General features: G+C 58.7%; 12 protein-coding genes, 1 pseudogene and 1 riboswitch. Of the genes and pseudogenes, 8 read left to right on the plus strand and 5 right to left on the minus strand.

All coding sequences use genetic code 11. The features are described from left to right. Positions 1-576: 576 nt before the first annotated feature. Positions 577-1,176, plus strand: a complete 600-nt coding sequence (locus QA642_RS38945) for a hemerythrin domain-containing protein (protein WP_283081627.1) — start codon at positions 577-579, stop codon at positions 1,174-1,176. Positions 1,177-2,363: 1,187 nt separating this feature from the next. On the opposite strand, the gene metE is transcribed toward QA642_RS38945, so the two are convergent. Then, positions 2,364-4,709 carry a 5-methyltetrahydropteroyltriglutamate--homocysteine S-methyltransferase gene (gene metE / locus QA642_RS38950; protein WP_283081628.1) on the minus strand — a complete coding sequence of 782 codons (2,346 nt, stop codon included), beginning with the start codon at positions 4,707-4,709 and terminating at the stop codon, positions 2,364-2,366. 101 nt (positions 4,710-4,810) lie between these two features. Beyond that, positions 4,811-5,013: riboswitch (cobalamin riboswitch) on the minus strand. A gap of 940 nt (positions 5,014-5,953) precedes the next feature. Here metE and QA642_RS38955 point away from each other — a divergent pair. Next, positions 5,954-6,736 carry a nodulate formation efficiency C protein gene (locus QA642_RS38955; RefSeq protein ID WP_283081629.1) on the plus strand — a complete coding sequence of 261 codons (783 nt, stop codon included), beginning with the start codon at positions 5,954-5,956 and terminating at the stop codon, positions 6,734-6,736. Between the two features lie 549 nt (positions 6,737-7,285). On the opposite strand, the gene QA642_RS38960 is transcribed toward QA642_RS38955, so the two are convergent. Continuing rightward, positions 7,286-7,468: a hypothetical protein gene (locus QA642_RS38960; RefSeq protein ID WP_271608525.1), complete on the minus strand. Its 183-nt coding sequence runs from the start codon at positions 7,466-7,468 to the stop codon at positions 7,286-7,288. Between the two features lie 267 nt (positions 7,469-7,735). Further along, complete coding sequence (locus tag QA642_RS38965; protein WP_194389490.1) at positions 7,736-7,894, minus strand: hypothetical protein; 159 nt, start codon at positions 7,892-7,894, stop codon at positions 7,736-7,738. 605 nt (positions 7,895-8,499) lie between these two features. On the opposite strand from QA642_RS38965, the gene QA642_RS38970 reads away from it, so the two are divergent. The 6 genes and pseudogenes from QA642_RS38970 (at position 8,500) to QA642_RS38995 (ending at position 16,855) form a co-directional block, all read left to right on the plus strand. Further along, positions 8,500-9,240, plus strand: coding sequence for a thermonuclease family protein (locus tag QA642_RS38970; protein ID WP_271608636.1), 741 nt, complete (start codon positions 8,500-8,502; stop codon positions 9,238-9,240). Between the two features lie 10 nt (positions 9,241-9,250). Further along, the gene (locus QA642_RS38975) at positions 9,251-9,988 is read left to right on the plus strand and encodes a carbonic anhydrase (RefSeq protein WP_271608526.1); all 738 of its coding nucleotides are present in this window, start codon (positions 9,251-9,253) and stop codon (positions 9,986-9,988) included. A gap of 2,397 nt (positions 9,989-12,385) precedes the next feature. Continuing rightward, a complete protein-coding gene (locus tag QA642_RS38980; protein WP_283081630.1) occupies positions 12,386-13,552 on the plus strand; it encodes an acyl-CoA dehydrogenase family protein in 1,167 nt (388 codons plus the stop codon). Between the two features lie 2,407 nt (positions 13,553-15,959). After that, positions 15,960-16,154 (plus strand): hypothetical protein, encoded by a 195-nt coding sequence (locus tag QA642_RS38985; RefSeq protein ID WP_283081631.1) that lies wholly within the window; start codon positions 15,960-15,962, stop codon positions 16,152-16,154. Between the two features lie 20 nt (positions 16,155-16,174). Further along, a pseudogene (locus QA642_RS38990) lies at positions 16,175-16,571 on the plus strand (hypothetical protein). After that, positions 16,526-16,855 (plus strand): hypothetical protein, encoded by a 330-nt coding sequence (locus QA642_RS38995; RefSeq protein ID WP_283087156.1) that lies wholly within the window; start codon positions 16,526-16,528, stop codon positions 16,853-16,855. Before QA642_RS38990 ends, QA642_RS38995 begins: the two are co-directional and overlap by 46 nt. A gap of 412 nt (positions 16,856-17,267) precedes the next feature. Here the strand turns inward: QA642_RS38995 and QA642_RS39000 are convergent, their stop codons facing one another. Both QA642_RS39000 and QA642_RS39005 read right to left on the minus strand, forming a co-directional pair. Continuing rightward, positions 17,268-17,915: an FkbM family methyltransferase gene (locus QA642_RS39000; RefSeq protein ID WP_283087067.1), complete on the minus strand. Its 648-nt coding sequence runs from the start codon at positions 17,913-17,915 to the stop codon at positions 17,268-17,270. Between the two features lie 207 nt (positions 17,916-18,122). Then, positions 18,123-19,241, minus strand: a complete 1,119-nt coding sequence (locus tag QA642_RS39005) for an IS630 family transposase (RefSeq protein WP_283081632.1) — start codon at positions 19,239-19,241, stop codon at positions 18,123-18,125. Positions 19,242-19,487 lie beyond the last annotated feature (246 nt).

Here is a 19,487-nt window from a genome sequence, read left to right on the forward strand (position 1 = left end):
CAGCGTATCGCATGATCATCGAGCGCGTCGACCACGTCGGTCAGCGTACATCGATGAGGATGCCGTCAATATCTGCCTGGTCACCTCCGCGGCCGACCGATGCTGATGGGGATCAGAGCCAAGACGCCAGGAACCCAGCATGCAGCTTTCTAATCCGGTTTGGCCATGTTTGAGCAAACAAGGGACCGCGGCGCCCCCGTTCAAAAACGCCCTGCTCGTGGCACTTACGGGTAAATACTTAGGGACTTCTACCTAGGGAAAACATCCAAATTTTCGAGTTCGTCAGGAGCAGCCAATCTGCGTCCCATCGATGTCCGCAAGATAGGGTCCGCCATGCACGCCCAGACCGCCAAATTTACCGAAACCAGCCGTTATCCGACCAGCGTCTTGCGAGGGCAACCTCAACACTTCGGCGGCTAAGTTAATTTACGCCGGCTCGAATTCAAAGCGCGCTACGTTTTTGCGTCGAACAGCGCAAAAAATTGCGGCGTCGCGAAGGACACCGAATTCGGCCTGGGCGATCTTGTAAGTGGCAGAAACGCTTCCGGCCTACATTGTGCCTCCAGGAGCACCGGAATGATCATCGACCTTTTGCTTCGAGAGCATCGCAACATTGATCTGCTTTTGGCCGCTCTTCAACGCGAATTGGAGATTTTTGAGGGGGGGATCGGTCCCGATTATGAGGTCATTCGCGCGATTATCAGCTATTTCGAGGTTTACCCCGAGCTGTACCATCATCCACAGGAAGACTTGATTTTTTCGAAGCTCAAGGCACGCGATCCCGATGCAGCTGCAATCGTCGGCGATCTCGCGCTTGAACACCAGGAAGTGGCCGACCGTTTGCTCCACTTCGCGCGAGCTATTGACGCCATCCTCGCGGATCGTGAACTCTTTCGGCAAGACGTCGGCGATATCATACGCGACTTTATAGTACGCGAGCGGCGTCACATGATGTGGGAAGAACGAGATTTCTTTCCGGCCGCACTGAAGACTCTCTCGGCACAGGAATGGACCGAAATCGCTTCCGCCGTCACCGATGATGGAGATCCCCTGTTCAGCGAGACAGCGGCAGCCACTTCCGATGCGCTAAGAGCGCATATTCTGCAATTGGAGCAAGAAGCTGAGGCCGAACGGAGCTCGGTCGCATTTTCGTCCGCCAAGGCCGGCAACCCCTGACACGGCGCCGAGACGTAGGGGCCGTATTGATCAGCGCCGTCTTACAGCAGGAATTAGACCTCATGCTCATCCTGTCGAATGAAAATGGGGGTGTTCGCGGGCACGTAGGCTGCCGCACCGCCAAGATGGCTTTCTCCGCACGATGATCGCTTCCGGTGCCAACGGCATGGCCGAGCCTTCCTGAGCTCTGGTTCCGGCACGTTCCACAATGTGATGTCGCAGGTCTGGCAGTTGCGCAGTGACATCGCGCGAAACGGATGCCTCTCATGACCGCCGCCGCACAACGACGGACGATTACCGCCGCGCGGGTGGGGCGAAGCACTCCCAGTCTTTCCCAGCCTGGCAGGCTCTGAATGATCCGACCGCGGCCGGTTTGACCCACAGCACGTCAATTGCCAGGCACTGCTCGCCCGGGTACGTTTAGCACGAACGGCAAGGCGCTGGACGACGTCGGGTCTAACTCTGCGCCGAGCCGTGCCGGATCGGAGATCGCCATCATTCAACTGGCCCTGTGCTGAGGGCAGGACCAGGCTCACGGCTGAGGAGCACCCTGTCGGCACCAGTGCCATCTTCAAGCTCGTGACATCCTCCGCGTGGTCCGCTCATAGACCCTCAAACAGAGACCCAAGACGAAACCCGACCATCGGGTGGAACCGGTCGAACCAAGGACCGCCTAAAGCAGGGGTCAAATCAATAGCAACCGCTCATGCATTGTCTACGCTTGCAAGATCCTTGGAGCCGGGTTTTTCATATCGTCGCGCTGATCGGGCATAAGGTTTCCAGGCAGGAAAGCGCACCGAGTTTGCGGCTCGTGCCCTGCGGTGACGCCCGGCATCACCGTCCTCGTCGCGTCGTAATCGTTGCCGACGTGCTCTTGACCGACAAACCTTGGTGTAACTTTATAAACCTCAGGCTAACGGTCGCATACCACGGCATAATTGAGCTACGCTGAGCTTGTGCTTCAACTGAGTTCAGATTTTCGGCGAATGTCCTTGCCGTGATCGAACCGGCGGTTGTCCTCTCTCCGCCGATGGAAGTCCGCGCGATGCGTCAGCGTCGCTCCTCCCGGACTTTCGCCCGGCCCGCTCAGCGAGGCCGGGCCTTTTTTATTCCCAGGGCTCCATCGATCATCGACAGCGCAAATCCGCAAGAGGATCCGCTTTGTCGAGAAGAGACCCAAGCCCGGATCAATGGCCTCGCGGATCGAATGCAGCGCGCAGTTGGCGGGCCGCAGCGACCATGTTCGCTAGCGCCGGACGCACTTCCTCCCATTTGCGCGTCTTCAGGCCGCAGTCCGGATTGACCCAGAGCTGCGAATCCTGCAGCCGGGTCCGAGCCAACACCATCAGTTCCTTCATTTCCCCCGCCTCGGGAACGCGTGGGGAGTGGATGTCGTACACGCCCGGTCCGATCTGATTTGGATATTCGTAGTTCCTGAACGCGTCGAGTAGTTCCATTTTCGAGCGCGACGTCTCGATCGAGATGACATCTGCGTCCATTGCAGCGATCGCACCGATGATGTCGTTGAACTCCGAGTAGCACATATGTGTATGAATTTGCGTTTCATCGGCGACGCCCGATGAGCAGATGCTGAAGCAATCCACGGCCCAGTCGAGATAGGCCGTCCACTCCGATCGACGCAACGGCATTCCTTCGCGCAGTGCGGCTTCGTCGATCTGGATCATTGTCGCACCAGCATTCTCGAGATCGCGGACTTCGTCTCGGATCGCGAGCGCAATCTGGCGACAGACCTCGCTTCTGGGAATATCATCGCGGACAAAGGACCAGTTCAAAATCGTCACCGGTCCGGTCAACATAGCCTTCATCGGCTTCCTCGTTAGTGATTGCGCGTAGCGCCACCAGTCCACGGTGATAGGCTTCGGCCGCACCACATCGCCAAACAGGATCGGTGGCCTGACGCAGCGCGAGCCGTACGACTGCACCCATCCGTTCCTGGTAAATGCGAAGCCGGCGAGGTGCTCGCCGAAGTACTGCACCATGTCATTGCGCTCGAACTCGCCGTGCACGAGGACGTCGAGACCGATGTCCTCCTGCCAACGTACGGCGCGCGCAGTCTCCTCCTTGAGGAACCTGTCGTATTGCTCGTCACTTATCGCGCCTCGCGCATGCGCCGCACGGGCATTTCGGACCTCTGTGGTCTGCGGAAACGATCCGATGGTCGTGGTAGGAAAAGCCGGTAGTCCGAAACGATTGCTTTGGATCTCGGCACGACGGGCAAATGGGCTCCCGCGTCGACGCATGGTCTGATCGATCGCTTTCATCCGGACAGCGACATTGGCATCACGAATTTTCGGCGAAGTCCGGCGAACAGTCGCGGCACATTCCGACTCGGCAAGAGCTTGCGCAACATTCTGGTCGCCTGCGAGTGCCCGCGCCAGGATCGCAAGCTCCCGCATCTTCTGGACCGCGAAAGCAAGCCAGCTCTTGACGTCGGAAGCGAGCCCGGTTTCAAGTTCAACATCGACCGGTACATGAAGCAGCGAGCAGGATGGGGCAATCTGTACACGGTCCTTGCCGAGCTTCGCAATCGCGGGTTCGAGCCGCTGGCGCAGCGATGACAAATTCGACCGCCATACATTCCGGCCGTCGACGACACCGAGCGACATGACGAGATCACCTCGGCCGCCAGCGATGATCTGGTCCAACAACTGTGGCGCTCGAATTAGGTCGAGGTGTAGTCCGGCAACTGGCAGGCTCAACGCGGTGTTCAGATTGTCCCCGAGGTCGCCGAAATAGCTGGCAACTAAGATCTTGATGGCCGGCGCCTCCTTAGCGAGCCGATCATAGGCATGTCGCAAAGATTGCCGCGCCCTCTCATCCAGATCAAGAACCAGGCAGGGCTCGTCGAACTGAACCCAATTTGCCCCACGTTTGGCCAATTCCTGCAGAACCTCGATATAGATCGGTATCAGTTCATCCAGCAGTGAGAGTGGCTGGAACGCAGGATCGAGACTCTTGCCGAGCTTTAGGAATGTGACCGGCCCGATCAGGACAGGACGGGTCTGAAAGCCAAGGGCCTTGGCTTCCTCATACTCCTCGATCGGCTTGCGAGAGCATAGCCTGAAAGTCTGTCCCCTGTGAAACTGGGGAACCATGTAGTGGTAGTTGGTGTCGAACCACTTGGTCATCTCCTGCGCGGGTGCGCCAAATCCGCGCGGTCCGCGACCGCAACTCGCATCCTGATCGCCGCATTGTGATCCGCGGGCCATGGCGAAGTACGTCTTGAGCGAAACGGATTCGGTTTTCGAGCCGTAGATCTCCGGGATGGCGCCAACCATGACACTTGTGTCGAGCACTTGGTCATACAGCGAAAAATCGTTCGATGGAATGACCGTGACGCCGATAGATTTCTGACGAGCCCAGTTGGCGGCACGCAGGCCAGCTGCGTCCTCGAGCAACTGTTGTTCGCTGGTTTTTCCCGCCCAGTAGCTTTCAAGAGCAAGTTTGAGCTCGCGCCTTGGACCGATGCGTGGCGTTCCAAGCGTGGCAACCGGAAGGGAGAGAAGAGACATAGCGTTAACCCCTTGATGGGGGCAAAGGCCGTGGCGGACGCAGGCAGGGGAAGTCGCGCGGTGCGACGGCTGCTTGACGCACCACCGGGACACCCCGCCCGTGGACGAATAATTGTCGGGGCAGGTCTCCTGGCTCGCGGGTCATCGCTTCTGTCCGGCCTTCCCGAAGCCGCGCAGGCTTCAGTGACATCGTTGGACAGCGGCTTGCCGCTCACAGTTGCGGGGGCAGCGCCGGCATTGTCACCGGCTTCCCTCTTAGCTCCGGATCAAGTGGGACCGGAGAACCTCGACGACTTGGATTATCGGCAAGACAAGTCTTCCGTCAACCTCTCAGATCATGTCGCAAGCTGGTGCTGCGACATCCGTTACGCGAATGACCGCGCATCCTTATCGCTGAGTCGATGTAGATGCGCTCTTCAGTCAGCGATATTGTAATGACCATCGCAGCTGCCCCCTGGCCGCACGCCAGATCGGTGGAGGGGATAAAAGCGGCTTCCGCGGTCGGGACTGCTGCCTGGAGCAGAACGCATTTGATGCGTGTCCCAGGCTTCCCAACAGGTTCTTCGAGCGTGTCCGCCATCCAGCCGCGCTCTCGACCAGCTGGATCCGTGCTGCATAAGCCCAAGACACGTGGCAAAGTCAGCAACATACCTGACCGGCACGTTGATTTGCGGTGCCAGCCAGACTCCAAATGCTCGGCGCGAGTGCCGGATGTCGCGAAAGAAGCGCCAAACGCGCTCTGGCCTCTCGGCCGCGAGTACCCAGAGGCATGCCAGAGATCGAAAGCTCACACTCCGGTAACGATAGCGAGCCAAACAGTTCTGTGGCGGCAAACGTGCTCCCAATTCTCATCAGGAACTTGGTCGAGGCGTTCAGCTGCGCCCACCGAACATTCGGCGCGTGGCATAAGCCGCGCTGAACGGAAACATCGAGACGCCCGCAAGTCGGAAAGCCGACAAAGGGGGCATAGAAGCGGTGCGAATTGCCGTCTATTAACCTGGCACGAGGAATGCAAGTCTTCGGCATGCCCAGTCTCCTCCTGCTGGGCATGTCCAGCACAGCAACTTGAGGCTGTCGCCGGCAACGAAGTTAGCGGCGCGTGACATAGAGCGGGAGCGCCTGCTCGCACGGGACACCATCGGCCTCCCCGTCGCGTCGCCGCTAACTTCTTGCGCTCGCGCATAACAGGCTGAAGTTGCCCGCTCTGGAATGACGGGTGGATGAAACCAGATAGGCCAACAGTCATGAGAAAAGTGTCTGCAAGACGCGCGTTATTGTTTTGTCTCGGTCGATCCCTGATCTGCCTGGCCGGGCTGGCTGTGACTGGCAACAGTGCTCGCGCTATCGAGAGCCCCCATATCGAAAGATTCAAGTCAACGTGGCGAGCGCAAGACGGTGAGACAATAGAACAAATTATCTCCAACGTCTCGAAAGTTGCACGGTTCGTCCCTCGAATGTGGGGCGTCGCCGAACTTGACGGAAACGACTATGTTTTCGTTTCGTGGACCAGGCACGCGGATGATGTATTAGACGAACAGTACGTTATCACCTGGAGGATCGCGCTCGACGGCACGTTTCAACTTGCGTCGACCTATGCAAAGCCGATCGAATTGGGCTGGCACGCCCTGGCGCTCGGGTTGATCGCCAGTGAAGTCAAGGATGGCGAAAGGGACGCAAATCTTCGCTTTCTGCATGATCCGAGCAACTTCAACTTCGTGACGACCACCCAGGGCCGGCTCGGCGATCTCCTGCGGCAGGGCCGCTGCACTATCGTTGAGCCTGTTGGAGTGGACTACTTGCCGAAGCAGAAGGACAAGCCGACCGAAAAAGGTGATCTGTGGCGCGTTTTGCTTTTAGTGAACTGTAATATCCCAGGGCCCCGTTTTTACACCCATAACGGGGTCATCACTTTCGAGAAGAGCGAAGGGCAAGATTGGGAGCCGCAATCCTCCTTTGCCAAGCGTATCGCGGCCTTTCCTCCTGGCTCCTGGTTCGCTCGAATGGAGCCCAAGGAACGGGAAGAGTAAGAAAGGAGCGAAAGCCCTCGGTTTAATGGTCGCGCAGAGCAAGATCGCGCCGCAGCTCCTGACCGCCTCAGAGTAACTGCAAGACATATTAGCCCTAAAGTGTCGGTGCTTACGCCTTCGCAACAGTCGCGAGCCTTTCCCCGCAGCCTTCAGCCCGTCAGGCAAAAATCGGGCAGCACGACTACTCGAGCCTCTCCGCGACAGTCGAGCTCAGCGGCGCGTACCAGTTGGCGAGATTTTGCTCCCAGCGCACCTGACGCCGTGAGAGAACACCGTCTGCGAGGGAACCAGCTCTCCATGCCACTCTTCAAGGGACCGGGCCTGGAGATGCCTCGGGCCCAAGTCTGATCCGGCGTGCAGGCCGCGCATCGCGCGATTGACTGGTGAGCATGCCGACGCCGAGCCGGCACGATCGAGTGCTGCGACAAACCCATTAAGAGGGTAATGCGGCAGTGTCGGCATACCCTTGAACATCGGCCGTTTTCCGAGTGGCCCCGGCGACGAGTCCCGGAGCCGTACGCGAGGCATCGAGGAACGACTGATTCGGCGCTAAATTTCCTCGCGCGCATTCGTCTGCGCGTCATAGATCCGGACTTGAAGCATGGGAAAACGCTTCTTTAGTTCTGCTCCGCCTGCCCTGGCGCCGTCTTTAGTTGCGAATTCAGCTCTGAGTCGGCCATCCACTTCAAGCGCGTAAGAAGAGACCGGCAATTCCCGTGCAGCTGCAGCCATTTGATTCCTATTGTGTAGTGAGGTCGTTGAGAACGATTTGTAGCTTGAGTCGGCTAAACCGCGCCAGAGCAGCCTGCCCGAGTGCCGCGATGAGGCAACCATGATGCGGATTGACGCCTCCTACCGAATGGCATCAGGATGGTGCTCGCGATCGTCCGAACACGCGGGCGGCATACCCCTCGTGCGGTGCGTATACGACGAAGCCTCGCAGGTTGCCGTTCCACATCTTCTGGCGCAAACGCACGCCCTCGTGTCGGGCTTGCTGGGTCAATCTTCACCTGTGATCGGGGTGAAGCGCACTACGACAGAGCGGCCGCCAGTCGCGCCGCCCATGACATCGGGTTCTTCTATGAACGGGGCGGCGGCACCACGAAGATTGTGGCGCACAGCAGAGGTGCGAAAGGCCACAATGCGATTGGCATCCACGCGTGGCTCTCCAAAAGATGGCTTGGGGATTGGCGGTTTGAGCAAACGATACCGATTCATTTACGCAGCGAGCCTCGAGCTGAACTCCGCGGCGCCTTTGTCCAGATCTCAAGGGAAGCGAGATCAGATTTCTTTCGAACATCAATCTTGTCCTGACAAGAACTTACAGCGAAATGTCATCCCCCTCCCTGAAACCGTCGGCAGCCTTCTGTCTGCCGATGCGGGTTGCCACAAAGCATAGCCAGGTTGCTCCTCCCCGCCTGACTTCCAATCGACGTCAAGATTCACACGCGACTTCATCTTCAAGTGCGTGAGACAACAGCGTTCGACGCTTGGCCTTCTCCCGCATACCAAGTTTGCCGCCGAGCGATGGAGATCTCCTCCTCAGGTCGAGAGGGTGCAGTACGCGCCCCGACACAGAGACCGACGAGGCTACGGATACCGCGACACGCACACCGGAAGAAATCGCTTGAACCTCACGCAGCGTCAGGTCGTAGCGTGGAAATGAAGGCCACGCTTTCATAGATCAAGCGTCGAAAGATGCGGCCGAATAATGGACAAGCGTTTAAGCAGTCGAATGCGGCAGCGCCGGATCGCGCGTGAACATGAATCAAGAGCGAGAGGTTTTTGTCGGGATGAAACACCGCGTAATGATGGTTGCATTGTTCGCTGTCATCACATCTCCGGTCTGCGCAGCGAAGCTCCGCGGTCCTCCGCGCATCCTCGACGCCAATACGATCGAGATCGAGCGATCCAAGCTTCGGCTCTCAGGCATCGAAGCTCCGGAAACTGACCAGATTTGCCTCGACGCCCACGGTCGGAAATGGGCTTGCGGCCTAGCTGCTCGCGACGAGCTGATCAAGCATTCGAACGGACGAACGTGGGATTGTCATACCACAGGAGGTGATGAATACGGCAGGTCACGCGGCAGTTGCTTCATAGAAGGCGAGGACGTGAACGCCTGGATGGTACGCTCCGGTTGGGCACTCTCGTCGGGGCCGTACGTCATCTATGAAGTTGTGGCGAGCAAAACCTGCGCGGGGCTGTGGTCGGGGGCGTTCATCGCCCCCTGGGACTGGCGTCGCCGCCATAAGGGGACGATCATCATCGGCGCGAGCTCGGTTCCCGTCGACGCTCAGGCGCTCCTGCTCGGATCCGCGCTGCTATCGGACCCGCCCTCCTCCGAGTGTGTGATAAAAGGCACTATGGGCCGCGATGGCGAGCGCATTTATCACCTGCCCGGGCAACTCAGTTACGAACAAATCGACATGACGAAGCCCGGTGAACGCTGGCTCTGCAGCGAAGCGGAAGCCGAAGCCACCGGGTGGCGTAAAGCCGCGCGATGAGGTGAGATGCATGAAGGCAGGCTGTTCTCTGACCTATCTGACCAAGATCGCGCCGTCGCGCCGCTCGCTGTTGCTGTTCGCTTTTTCGGCGGTTTGCCTACGGGTTGGCAACAACATTGTCGATGCAAAGGAAGCAAAAGCGCCGCCCAAGCCGAATAACCTGATCTCGCCGGAGGCTGCCCTGAAGCGGCTAATGGAAGGGAACGATCGCTATGTCCAGGGCGTATCACGACGCGACGATTTCAAGCGCGAGCGTGAGGTTTTGGTGGATGGGCAAAATCCATATGCCGCGGTTCTGAGCTGCGCCGATTCTCGCGTGGCGCCTGAACTTGTCTTCGGCAGCGGACTTGGTGATCTGTTTGTCTGCCGCCTAGCCGGTAACTTCGTCAACGATGACACGCTCGCCAGTATGGAATATGCGGTGGCCGTGCTGAACACGCCGCTGATCCTGGTACTTGGCCACGATCATTGCGGTGCGATAGACGCCACGATCAAGTCGCTCCACGACGATAAGCCGCCGCCGGGGCGCATTTCATCCCTCGTTGCTGCGCTTGCGCCTGCGGTAAAAGGATCTCGCCAGCAAACCCGTGACACGTTCGCCGAAGCAACCCGACAAAATGTAATCGATAACGTCAACAAACTAAAATCGACGGGGCCGATTCTGAACGCGGCAGTTGAGCAGAACAGACTAAAGGTCGTCGGGGGCCTGTATCGGCTCGACACCGGCAAGGTCGAGTTGCTGAGCTGACGCTGGCACCCTCGGCGGCCTGCTATCGTTTGCCGCCTGTTGCAGAGCTTCGGTCGAATTCCAGTAATTCACTCGTGCATCGGCTTCCTCAAATGCACCGACTACAACCGCTCCACAATTGTCACAGCTTCGGGAAGATCCTTGGTATGCGCGGCCTCGTAATTCTCCTTGCATTCTACGTGCTCATATTGGCAACGCGAGGCCAGCACCAGGAAGCACTCATACCGCGGGCGACAGTATTCATGCCTGCACGTTAATGCGCTAGACCAACAGAGGCGGTGCAAGCGCCAGATCGCGGTGCGAGGCATGCGGGTCTGGGCTCTCGGCCCAACGGAACACGTGACAATTCCGGCAGGCTCTCACCCGCGACCCGGCAAGCCAATTATAGTCCTGCTATGATCACCAGGCTCAGCAGGTCCGAAGATCAAAAAGAGCGGAATTGCGACCACGACGACTGCCCAGCCGACCGATGTAAAGAAAACTGCTATTCGCGCCGGCATCGGACAGTCTCTCCTGCATCAGCCATTTGGGAGATCGCGTGTCGGACAAGCAGCCTCGTCGCATCTGTCTTGGCCTGTACCTCGGACCAGCATAAAGAGAAACTTGTCGCGCGTACGACAATTGCGACCATAGGCTCAAGCGGTGAACACTCTTTTTGTCCTCGCCTCAGTTCGTCAAGCCTGGCGGTCAGCTATGCACGCGCGCCTTGACGTGTCATCGAAAGAGCGTTCCGGGCCCTGCGCAGACCGGTCTTGTCATTCGTATTTCCGAGGTGCGCATCGGAAAGGCGCATCTTCGCGCGCCGACGTACAGCTTTGAGGATCGTTTGCCGATACGGACATCAGCCTGATGAGGGCGGCTCGCGCCGTCAGTGCACCTCCCCCTAAACTCTTCGACCAAACGCATCGATCACATAGGATACATCAACCTGCCCGACGTTAAGCGTCAGCGAGATCCGCAACCCTGCCGTTCCCACAATCACTGTTGGGGCCGCGTGTCGCGGATATCAAACTCTCGGCTGTGATGCAGAGTCGAGCATCTCGCGGCCGTGGACGCCCACGACGTCAGGAACAATCCGTTCGAACGGCTCGGTCGCCCGCGCGCAACGAGCTGACTTGTGTAAAATCGACCAGATCGATCAGGCGCTGCTGCCGTTCAGGCTCCTCCTGCAGGATCTGGAGTGCTTCTCCACCGCGACAGCCAGAAGGGGTGATGGCGCCTTGGCGAAAATGAATGGACGGCACCGATCGACCATGAAGTTGCGCAAGACGCCGGAAGCAGTGACAAGCGCGCCTGCCGCGCCCAGCACCTTGCCGCAGGTGTGGACCACCACCAGATCTCCGCGCCCTTCGTAGGACGCGCTGAGTCCCCCGTCCCTGCTCGCCGTAAACGCCAGTGGCATAAGCCGCGTCCACGACAGGAACGCCTCTTAGCACTCCGCGACTGCGACCAGATCTTCTTTAAGGGGCGCGAAGTCGCCGTCCATTCTGTAGAGGCTCTCCACCGCGATCCAGATGCGCCTATTCCGACCTTGGCGCGCCCGTTGCCAATCGCATCTGCAACCGACTGTAGATCGCTATGGGCGCTCATCCGAAACTCCCCGACGCCGCCGTCACGTTTGTTGAATACCTGCCGTGTGATGTCCACATCCAACCAACAGCTCACCCACAGTCGCGAGCACGGTAAATTGCGCTGTTGGTAATGTCTGGAGATCGGAGCGGGCCTGAAACTCCAGCAGGCAAGCCGAGCCCGACTGGTTCGCAGTCGAGGTCCACTTCAGTCGTTCTCCTTCCGCCGTGTCCGGTCGATGACGCGTTGTGCCTGGAATCAGACACGAAGGCGCGAACAACCTCCCGGCGCGGCGGCACGAGCCAAGTGATCTCGCTCGATTCAGACACGGCCGGCAGACCATGATTGATGGCACGTCGATTGCTGGGGACATGCAAAAGAGCCGCAGGGCATCGTCGACCTCGCGGTTGCCAGGTCAGGAATTCACAACGTGGTTCGACCCGGCCGGGCGCAAGTGTGACAAATCTCCGTTGGAGGACACATGGCAAAACCAGCGCTGTCGTCAGCCGTCGGAGACATAATGCAGCAGAGGTGGATCGATTCTCGACGCCGCATATCAGTTGCTTTGCCGGCTCAGCCTCAACGACGGCAATGACAGCCATATCTATGTCAGTCTTGCCGGCCTCCAACACCTTTTCTTTGAGTCAATGCGTTCGGGGGGTAGTTTGGACTGGCAACCGTCAGTAATCGCATCACGGTCAATATCAACTACGACAGTTTCGACCGTCCCTGCCGACTGGGTATCAATCCGACCGGCTTCGCCGTGCGCGCGCAATCGAAATCAATGAAGTGCGGCAGCGATCGGCTCAAAACACCGAGGACAGCTTTATGAACGCTCCACCAGAGACGATCACTCCAGTAACCGACGCTACGGCTGCGACCTGGGATAATCTGTCGCCGCTACTGGTTGATATCCGCGCGCGTCGAAACGAATTCGACCGAGCGCAGAAGATTCCAGACGAGATCATCGACGGCTTCAAGCGCGTTGGCGTCTATCGAGCTTTGGTCGCCAAGCGATTCGGCGGCGAGGAGCGAACACCGGCCGATTTTTGTCACCTGATCGAGCGCATTTCCGAAGCCGACGGCTCCGCCGGTTGGGTCGCCAGCTTCGGCGATGGGGCTCGCTACCTCGCTGCTCTTCCGGAGGACACGCTTCACAAGGTATACGCGAATGGACCTGACGTGGTGTTGGCAGGCGCGCTTTTCCCGCTCCAGCCCGCCAGGCGAAGCAGCGACGGGTTTGTCGTGAACGGCGTATGGCCATTCGCCAGCGGCTCACCGGGCGCGGATCTGATAGGCGTCGGCATCACTCTGGAAGACGATCCGACCGGTGGCCTTGCGCGTGTAGCGGTGATGCCGGCCGAGAAAGTGACAATCCGCCCCAATTGGGACGTCATCGGTCTGCAAGGCACCGGCAGCCACGACGTCGTTGTCAACGATGTCATTGTGCCGGAGGAATGGACCTTGATCCGCGGCGGTCCGCCGACACTCGACGCGCCGATCTATCGTTATCCGTCCGTGACTTTTGCTGCCCAGGCGCATGCGATCGTCGGCATCGGTATTGCGCGCTCCGCGCTAGACGAGGTGGTCGCGATGGCCGGAAGCCGCGCCTCAATCACAGGAGCGCCCGTGATGGCAGACCGCGGCTATGTCCAACTGGAGATGGCCAGAGCCGAATCCATGCTGCGTTCCGCCCGTGCCTTCTTCTATGAGGCCACCGAGGAGCTGTGGAAGGAAGCGCTAGAGGATGCGGTAAACCAGAGCACCGCGACCCTGATGCGACTCGCCGCCACAAATGCCGCGCGGCAAAGCGCTGAGGTCTGCAACATTGCGAGCGTTCTCGCTGGAAGCGCGTCGCTCTACACAACCAGCAATCTGGCGCGAGCGATGTGCGACAGCTTCGTGGTTGCCCAGCACGCAGCTTTAAACGAGGGAACCCTCCAGAGCGCCGGCCGACTCCTGCTCGGAAGTGCAGCACAGCCGGGATTTCCATGAAGTGGTTCATCCACGTTCCGCACCCCTCCCAGCAACTGATTGCCGCATCTGCGATATCATGCTGTCTGCAGCTACAGAACCTAGCGGCCTGGCGGCCTTCTTCAAAGGAAGAGTAGAGAGAGAGACAGAGAGCCTTGCAGTCAGGCTCTTCTCAAAAACACCACTTCATATCCGTGGAGCAAGCCTCCCCTCGCAGTCGCAAACATAACGAGCGCCTCTTCATAGGTCTCTACACACCCGCCTCTATCACTGGCGTGTCGAGCACGATCCACATGCAACAGCGCAACGGCTCGCGGTTCAACTCACAAAGCTTCCGAGTCCGACTTTTTTTGATGTCGCACTCCATGCGCAGCCGTTCGCTCTCCTCGCGTAAGAGGCCGATGCCCGAATCCTGGTCCGCCGACATTGGCCTCGCCTACGTGGTGGAGCGCCACCACGCCCCCCGGACACGACTCCTGGAGCTTATCCAGCGTCGCGGCACCTAGTCGCGCAGACCGAGTTCGTTGACGAGGTTCCGATCCGTCGACCGCTAGATATTTGCTGGCGTCTCCTTCGTGCCATTGGCGGTATCGAATACTCCATCTGGGTAGGCACCCGCTGAGCTAATTAAGAAACGCATTGTTCTTTTTCTCGGTGAGTTGTGCGCCGAGTTGAACTTCGCGCTTAATTCCTTGGGCTTCCCTGAGAGCCCAAACCTGAACCGAATGGAATGACGTAGCGCAACGGCAACGTTTGATCTGACCTCCGACCACGAACACTGGGGTGTCGACGTCACCATAGATTGAAGGACTATAGGGGTCAGCGAACGATGTCCGGCCGTCCCCCCCCGCCAAAGTAGCGCCCCAACGTATCCGCCGGTCCAGCTCTATATTGCTGCGGGCGCCTTTACTGTGGCTCCACAATCGGCCGAATGAGCGGCGGCGCTTGCAACGATTGCGGCTGTTCCGGCAACACAACGAGGACGTTTGAATCGCATATCACCTCACGTCGCCGCCATCTTGCTGCGGCGAATGATCCGGCTCGCTGGCGTCGCGTCACGGCGCGGTGCAGGAGTTATGCTAGCGGCCGCAATGCGCGTTCCTATGCGCTTGTGCGATTGCACTGTCGTATTCCCGATAACAGGTGATCTGGCGAATGTCTGGTGTTTTGAGAAGGAGAGAATTCGCAGGACGAACGTCGGCGACCGGAGAGCACTCGGTTGCGCCAGGAGAACGGACGGCTGCCAGGCGCGCGACCTTTCAACACGGGTGATGCCAGTCGGAAGCCGACAAGCTCGAAATGATGACCAGACGATTCGTGATCGCCAACGCACGCGATCTTCTGGACAAGACGAACACACGACATGCCCATATGACGTGCAATGTGTCTGGAGCGCTCACGTGCATATGCCCATCCGAAACGGTATGCGGGACGCATGTCGACCGGTCGCGGATCACTTGCTATCGGCGAGAGGTCGGCGGCTTGAGCTTTATGCGGGTCAGCTCAAAAGACCTTGAATCGCACGTAGCGTCACGTTGTACCATTTTGAAGTAGCTGACGGGGATGGCCGGCAAGCCGACTGGGCCGCTGTTTGCCGCCGACGTCGGTGAGACGAAGATATTAGTGCGGTCGATGTGTATACGGCAGAGGGGGACTCTGGTGCGCCAATCACTGCCTACGAATTGCTCTAACGCGCTCCGAGTGCTCGCATGCGATAACAAGGTACTTCTTCCCAGACATCGGCGATGGTGGGGCGCTACGCTCTTCGGCCGGCACGTTGATGGCATGCGAACAGCCGCGGATCAACTATGTTCAGCGCCACTCACGTAATCAGCATGACTTTGACGATCCTCAGGACAACGGACAATACCTCCTTCCAGCTGTGCGAGCCAGTGTTGAGCCACATTCCGCCAATAGTCGGCGTTTTTTGAAAAGAAGGAATGAAGCCAGGTTTCTGCGACCATTGATCATTCCGTGATTAGAATTTGCGGCGAACGTTTTGCCGCAAATCATCGTCGGCAGCGCTCCCTCTGTCGACGACTAACTTCCGCCCGGCCATCGACATGAGGCCGGGCGCTTTTTTTTTGCGTCGATGAATGACCGCTTGTCGCGCTCTGGTCCGCGGTGCTTGATGATTGCGAAGGGTTTAGGGAGAGAGACAAACGTAAGCGATCGATTGGGAGGATAGTTCGTCACATACTGAAATCGATTGATCCGATCTTAGCGCCCGCGTTGCTCTGGCCTCTCCCATCCATGGTCCATGGCCGCGACCTCGTGGCCGTCAACGCCAACCACCCGGCCACCCGCATCGCCGCCGCGGCTCTGCGCGGAGCGCCTGATTTAGCTGACGCGCATGAGTTATGGAGAGGACCGTCCGCGTCATCTTAACGCTCCATCCGCGCGACGATCTCGTCGATCCCTGCGCGTGATGATGGACTACCAGCGCACGGTGCTGCCCGGAATCGACCGCTCGGTCGGCCGTCCCATCTGTCCCGGTAAGCTCTCGCGTGCGGATTTCTCGCGCTACGGATTCGACGTCGTGCGGTGGGTGACAGCAGGGATACGCGTGCTTTCTGATCAGGAAGGACGTGATAAGAGAGCACTTCTCTTCGTGATCACGTGACACTCTGCACCCAAATTTGAATGGCCTTCGCGCAACCGAGCGACTATCGTCGATCCATGTCTCGCCTTTTGTGTCTAACTGCTACTATCATCCTGCCGCTGCTGCCGGTCGTCGCGAACGCTGCGCCAATTAATAAAAAGGGGACCCAAGCCGGTCTGGCAAGGCTACGGCTTCCTGCCCGGCTATCGCCCACCGCCGAGCAACAGCATTCCGCTCTCCAAGCAGAAGGACTTGATGCGCCGGTTCTCGCGCGTCGACCGACGCTGGTATATTGACCCGGTTCCTCAGTATTACGGTTGGGACGGCGAGTGGCACTATTTCGGCCAACCCGGCTTCTGCGGCGGCCGCTACAATGGAGGCAGTTTCGGACCGTGCTGGACGCGGACGCCGATCGGGCCGATCTGGAATTGTGGGTGATCGCGCGCGCCGCTAGGAAAAACTTCGCGCCATTGCGCCGGAAATACGTCGCGGCGTTTACTGACGTCCTGCCCCGATCTTCGTCATCGCGCTGCAGCCCACAGGCAGAGCGTGCTCGCAGATTCGATGATCAGGTCTGCCTGCGGCAAATGAGCAGCCAAGTAACCGCGATTGCGATGACGATCCTGATCCGATCCGGCGCGAAATCGGCCGCTGTTGATCGCCGCCTTTCTGCGCTGCAACCCAGGACCCCTTGCCGGAAAACGTATCGGCCTCCGCAGTGATGCTGGACTCTCGCGGCAAGTTATTCTGGAATGAACACATCCTTCAGCTCGCTTTCCCATTGACACAACAACAGCGACGCCACGCGCGTGCTGAAATCCGCTCAGCTCAAGGAGTTATGAGAACCGATGCAATTGTTTGGCATTTGTTCGAAGCAGTGCACCAGCTCCTCGAGGACAAGGCCATGCGGCAGCCGCTCAGACCATTCAATGCTTCGAGCGCCGGTTGGCAGTGTTAGAAATCCACCACCCGCCCGATGTGGACCTCGTGCGCCGGGTCTGTAATGCAACCCGGAAACCGGAGTGCCCGTCGGCCATCGATATCCGCTCAAAGATCACCCGTTGTGCAGCTTTGGGCGCCTAAGCGCGATGGTCAGGTCTTTCAGCGATGAATGAGGCGCTCCAAGACTCGTCACTAGAATCGCGTATTTTTGAGCAATGCATCACCCTCCACCGCGCGGGGATAGTGGGACGCCACCTCGAATGATGGCAATAGGTCAAGAATAGCTTGCAGCGACAACTGCCCTTCGTAGAGCTCGCGGTCGCTATATTCCGTGTATACGAAGCGCGTGTTGCTCAAGGTCTGCATGCCGCCGGCGATAACATCGGCTTCGGCTCCCTGGACATCCATCCAGATGAAATCGATCATATTCAGCTTGGCTTCGCTGCACCAATCGTCCAGCCGCCGCGTTTCAACCGAGACAGGGCGATCGAACCGAACCCAATCATATTCAGTAAGATGATTCTTCGGGCGGCGTATTGAGCCGGAGAGGTCCCATTCCTTCGCATCACCATCTGCATTGCTTGGATGGAAGTCGATCATCCCGTTTCGATCACTAATCGCGATTTCAAGCAGCTTCACCCTATTGAGGGATGGCCCCAGCTTCTTCTTGAAGCGCGCGATCGCTCTGGGGTCCGGCTCAAAGCAGTAGAGCTGAGCTCGCGGGCAGAGGTTTAGAAACTGTTGCGTATCGGACCCATCATTACAGCCGATATCCAGGATGACGGGATTCGGCTTCTGAAGAAGTGAAACAATGTGCTGGTGTACTTCGATAGACGACACGGGTGCTTTTTCCATTGGGCGCGGTGATCGGTTGAATTTCGTCTTTGACGCCGCAATCACACGCCAAACGCGCCGGCACAACGCATATCAATGTATATGATTCATATACCTGTCGGTTCCCTTGAATTATGACAGCCATTTGGGGGCCTGCAGCGACTGCCCTGCAATCCAAATTGACCCTCTATCGGGAGACGAGCGAACTGCGAGCTAGTGTCCTGAACCAGAAGTTCGCACCATCGCGTCGTGTTCTGCCGGGGCATTGTATCGGCAGAAGCGCTCGATGGAAGCAAGGATATCATCGGCGGATTTGGTCCATCGGAACGGTTTTGGATCGGCGTTGTGTCGTTCGATGAACGAGGCGATGTCGGCCCTGAGGGCGGCTACGCTGCGATAGACGCCGCGCCTGATCTTCTTATCGGTGAGGAGCGCGAAGAAGCGCTCGACTTGGTTGAGCCATGACGAACTGGTCGGGGTCAGGTGCACGTGCCAACGCGGCCTTTTGGCCAACCATCTCCGGATCATTGGGGTCTTGTGCGTGACGTAATTGTCCATGACGAGATGGACGTCGAGTTCGCGCGGTACGGCAGCCTCGATCTCGTCAAGGAACTTGCGGAACTCGGCGGTGCGGTGGCGCCCGTAGCACTTGCCAATGACGCGTCCGGTCGCAATATCGAGAGCGGCGAACAGCGATGTGGTGCCATGCCTTTTGTAGTCATGGCTCCTTCGGGCCGCCTGGCCGGGACGCATCGGCAGCATCGGCTGGCTGCGGTCCAGCGCCTGGATTTGGGACTTCTCATCCACACACAGAACGATGGCGTGCTCCGGTGGTGAGACGTAGAGGCCCACGACATCGCGTACCTTGGCCACGAAGTTCGGGTCGGTCGAGAGCTTGAACGTCTCCATCCGGTGCGGCTGCAGCCCGAAGGCCCGCCAGATGCGTTGTACCGTCGATACCGATAGGCCGCTGGTCCTGGCCATGTCGCGGGAGCTCCAATGAGTGGCGTTCTCGGGGCAACTCTCCAACGTCCTCACGATCACGGCTTCGATACGGGCATCGTCAATCGTGCGCGGTGCGCCGGAGCGCGGCTCGTCGTGCAGCCCAGCGACGCGCTGCTCCATAAAACGCCGTCGCCACTTACCTACGGTCTGCCGGTCCAGCCCCAGCTTGGCCGCCACTTCCGTGTTCTGACCACCTTCCGCACAGGTCAGCACGATCCGGGCTCTCAGAGCCAGCGCCTGCGCCGTCTTCCGCCGCATCGTCAGCGACGTCAGTTCGGCATGCTCATCATCGCTCAATATCAGGGGAGCAAGTTGCTGGACCGCCATTGCAGACTCCGTCGCTGTTTGCCTCCATCCTTGGCACAGCGACGCGAATCTACCGCGAATCTATGATTGCGAACTTGTGACTCAGGACACTAGATCGTCTTCTCCGGCCCGTCTTTCGGAGCGGCAGAAAGATCGGCTTCGTACTAGTGTAAGTCGTCGGCTCAAAGCGTGCCCGCCAGACTCATCTCTCGTGCGCAGGAATAGCCAACCAGCTCGATCCCGGTTGCGACAGGCAAGATGTGCCAG

This window comes from Bradyrhizobium sp. CB2312 (assembly GCF_029714425.1).
In the GTDB taxonomy this organism is placed as follows: domain Bacteria; phylum Pseudomonadota; class Alphaproteobacteria; order Rhizobiales; family Xanthobacteraceae; genus Bradyrhizobium.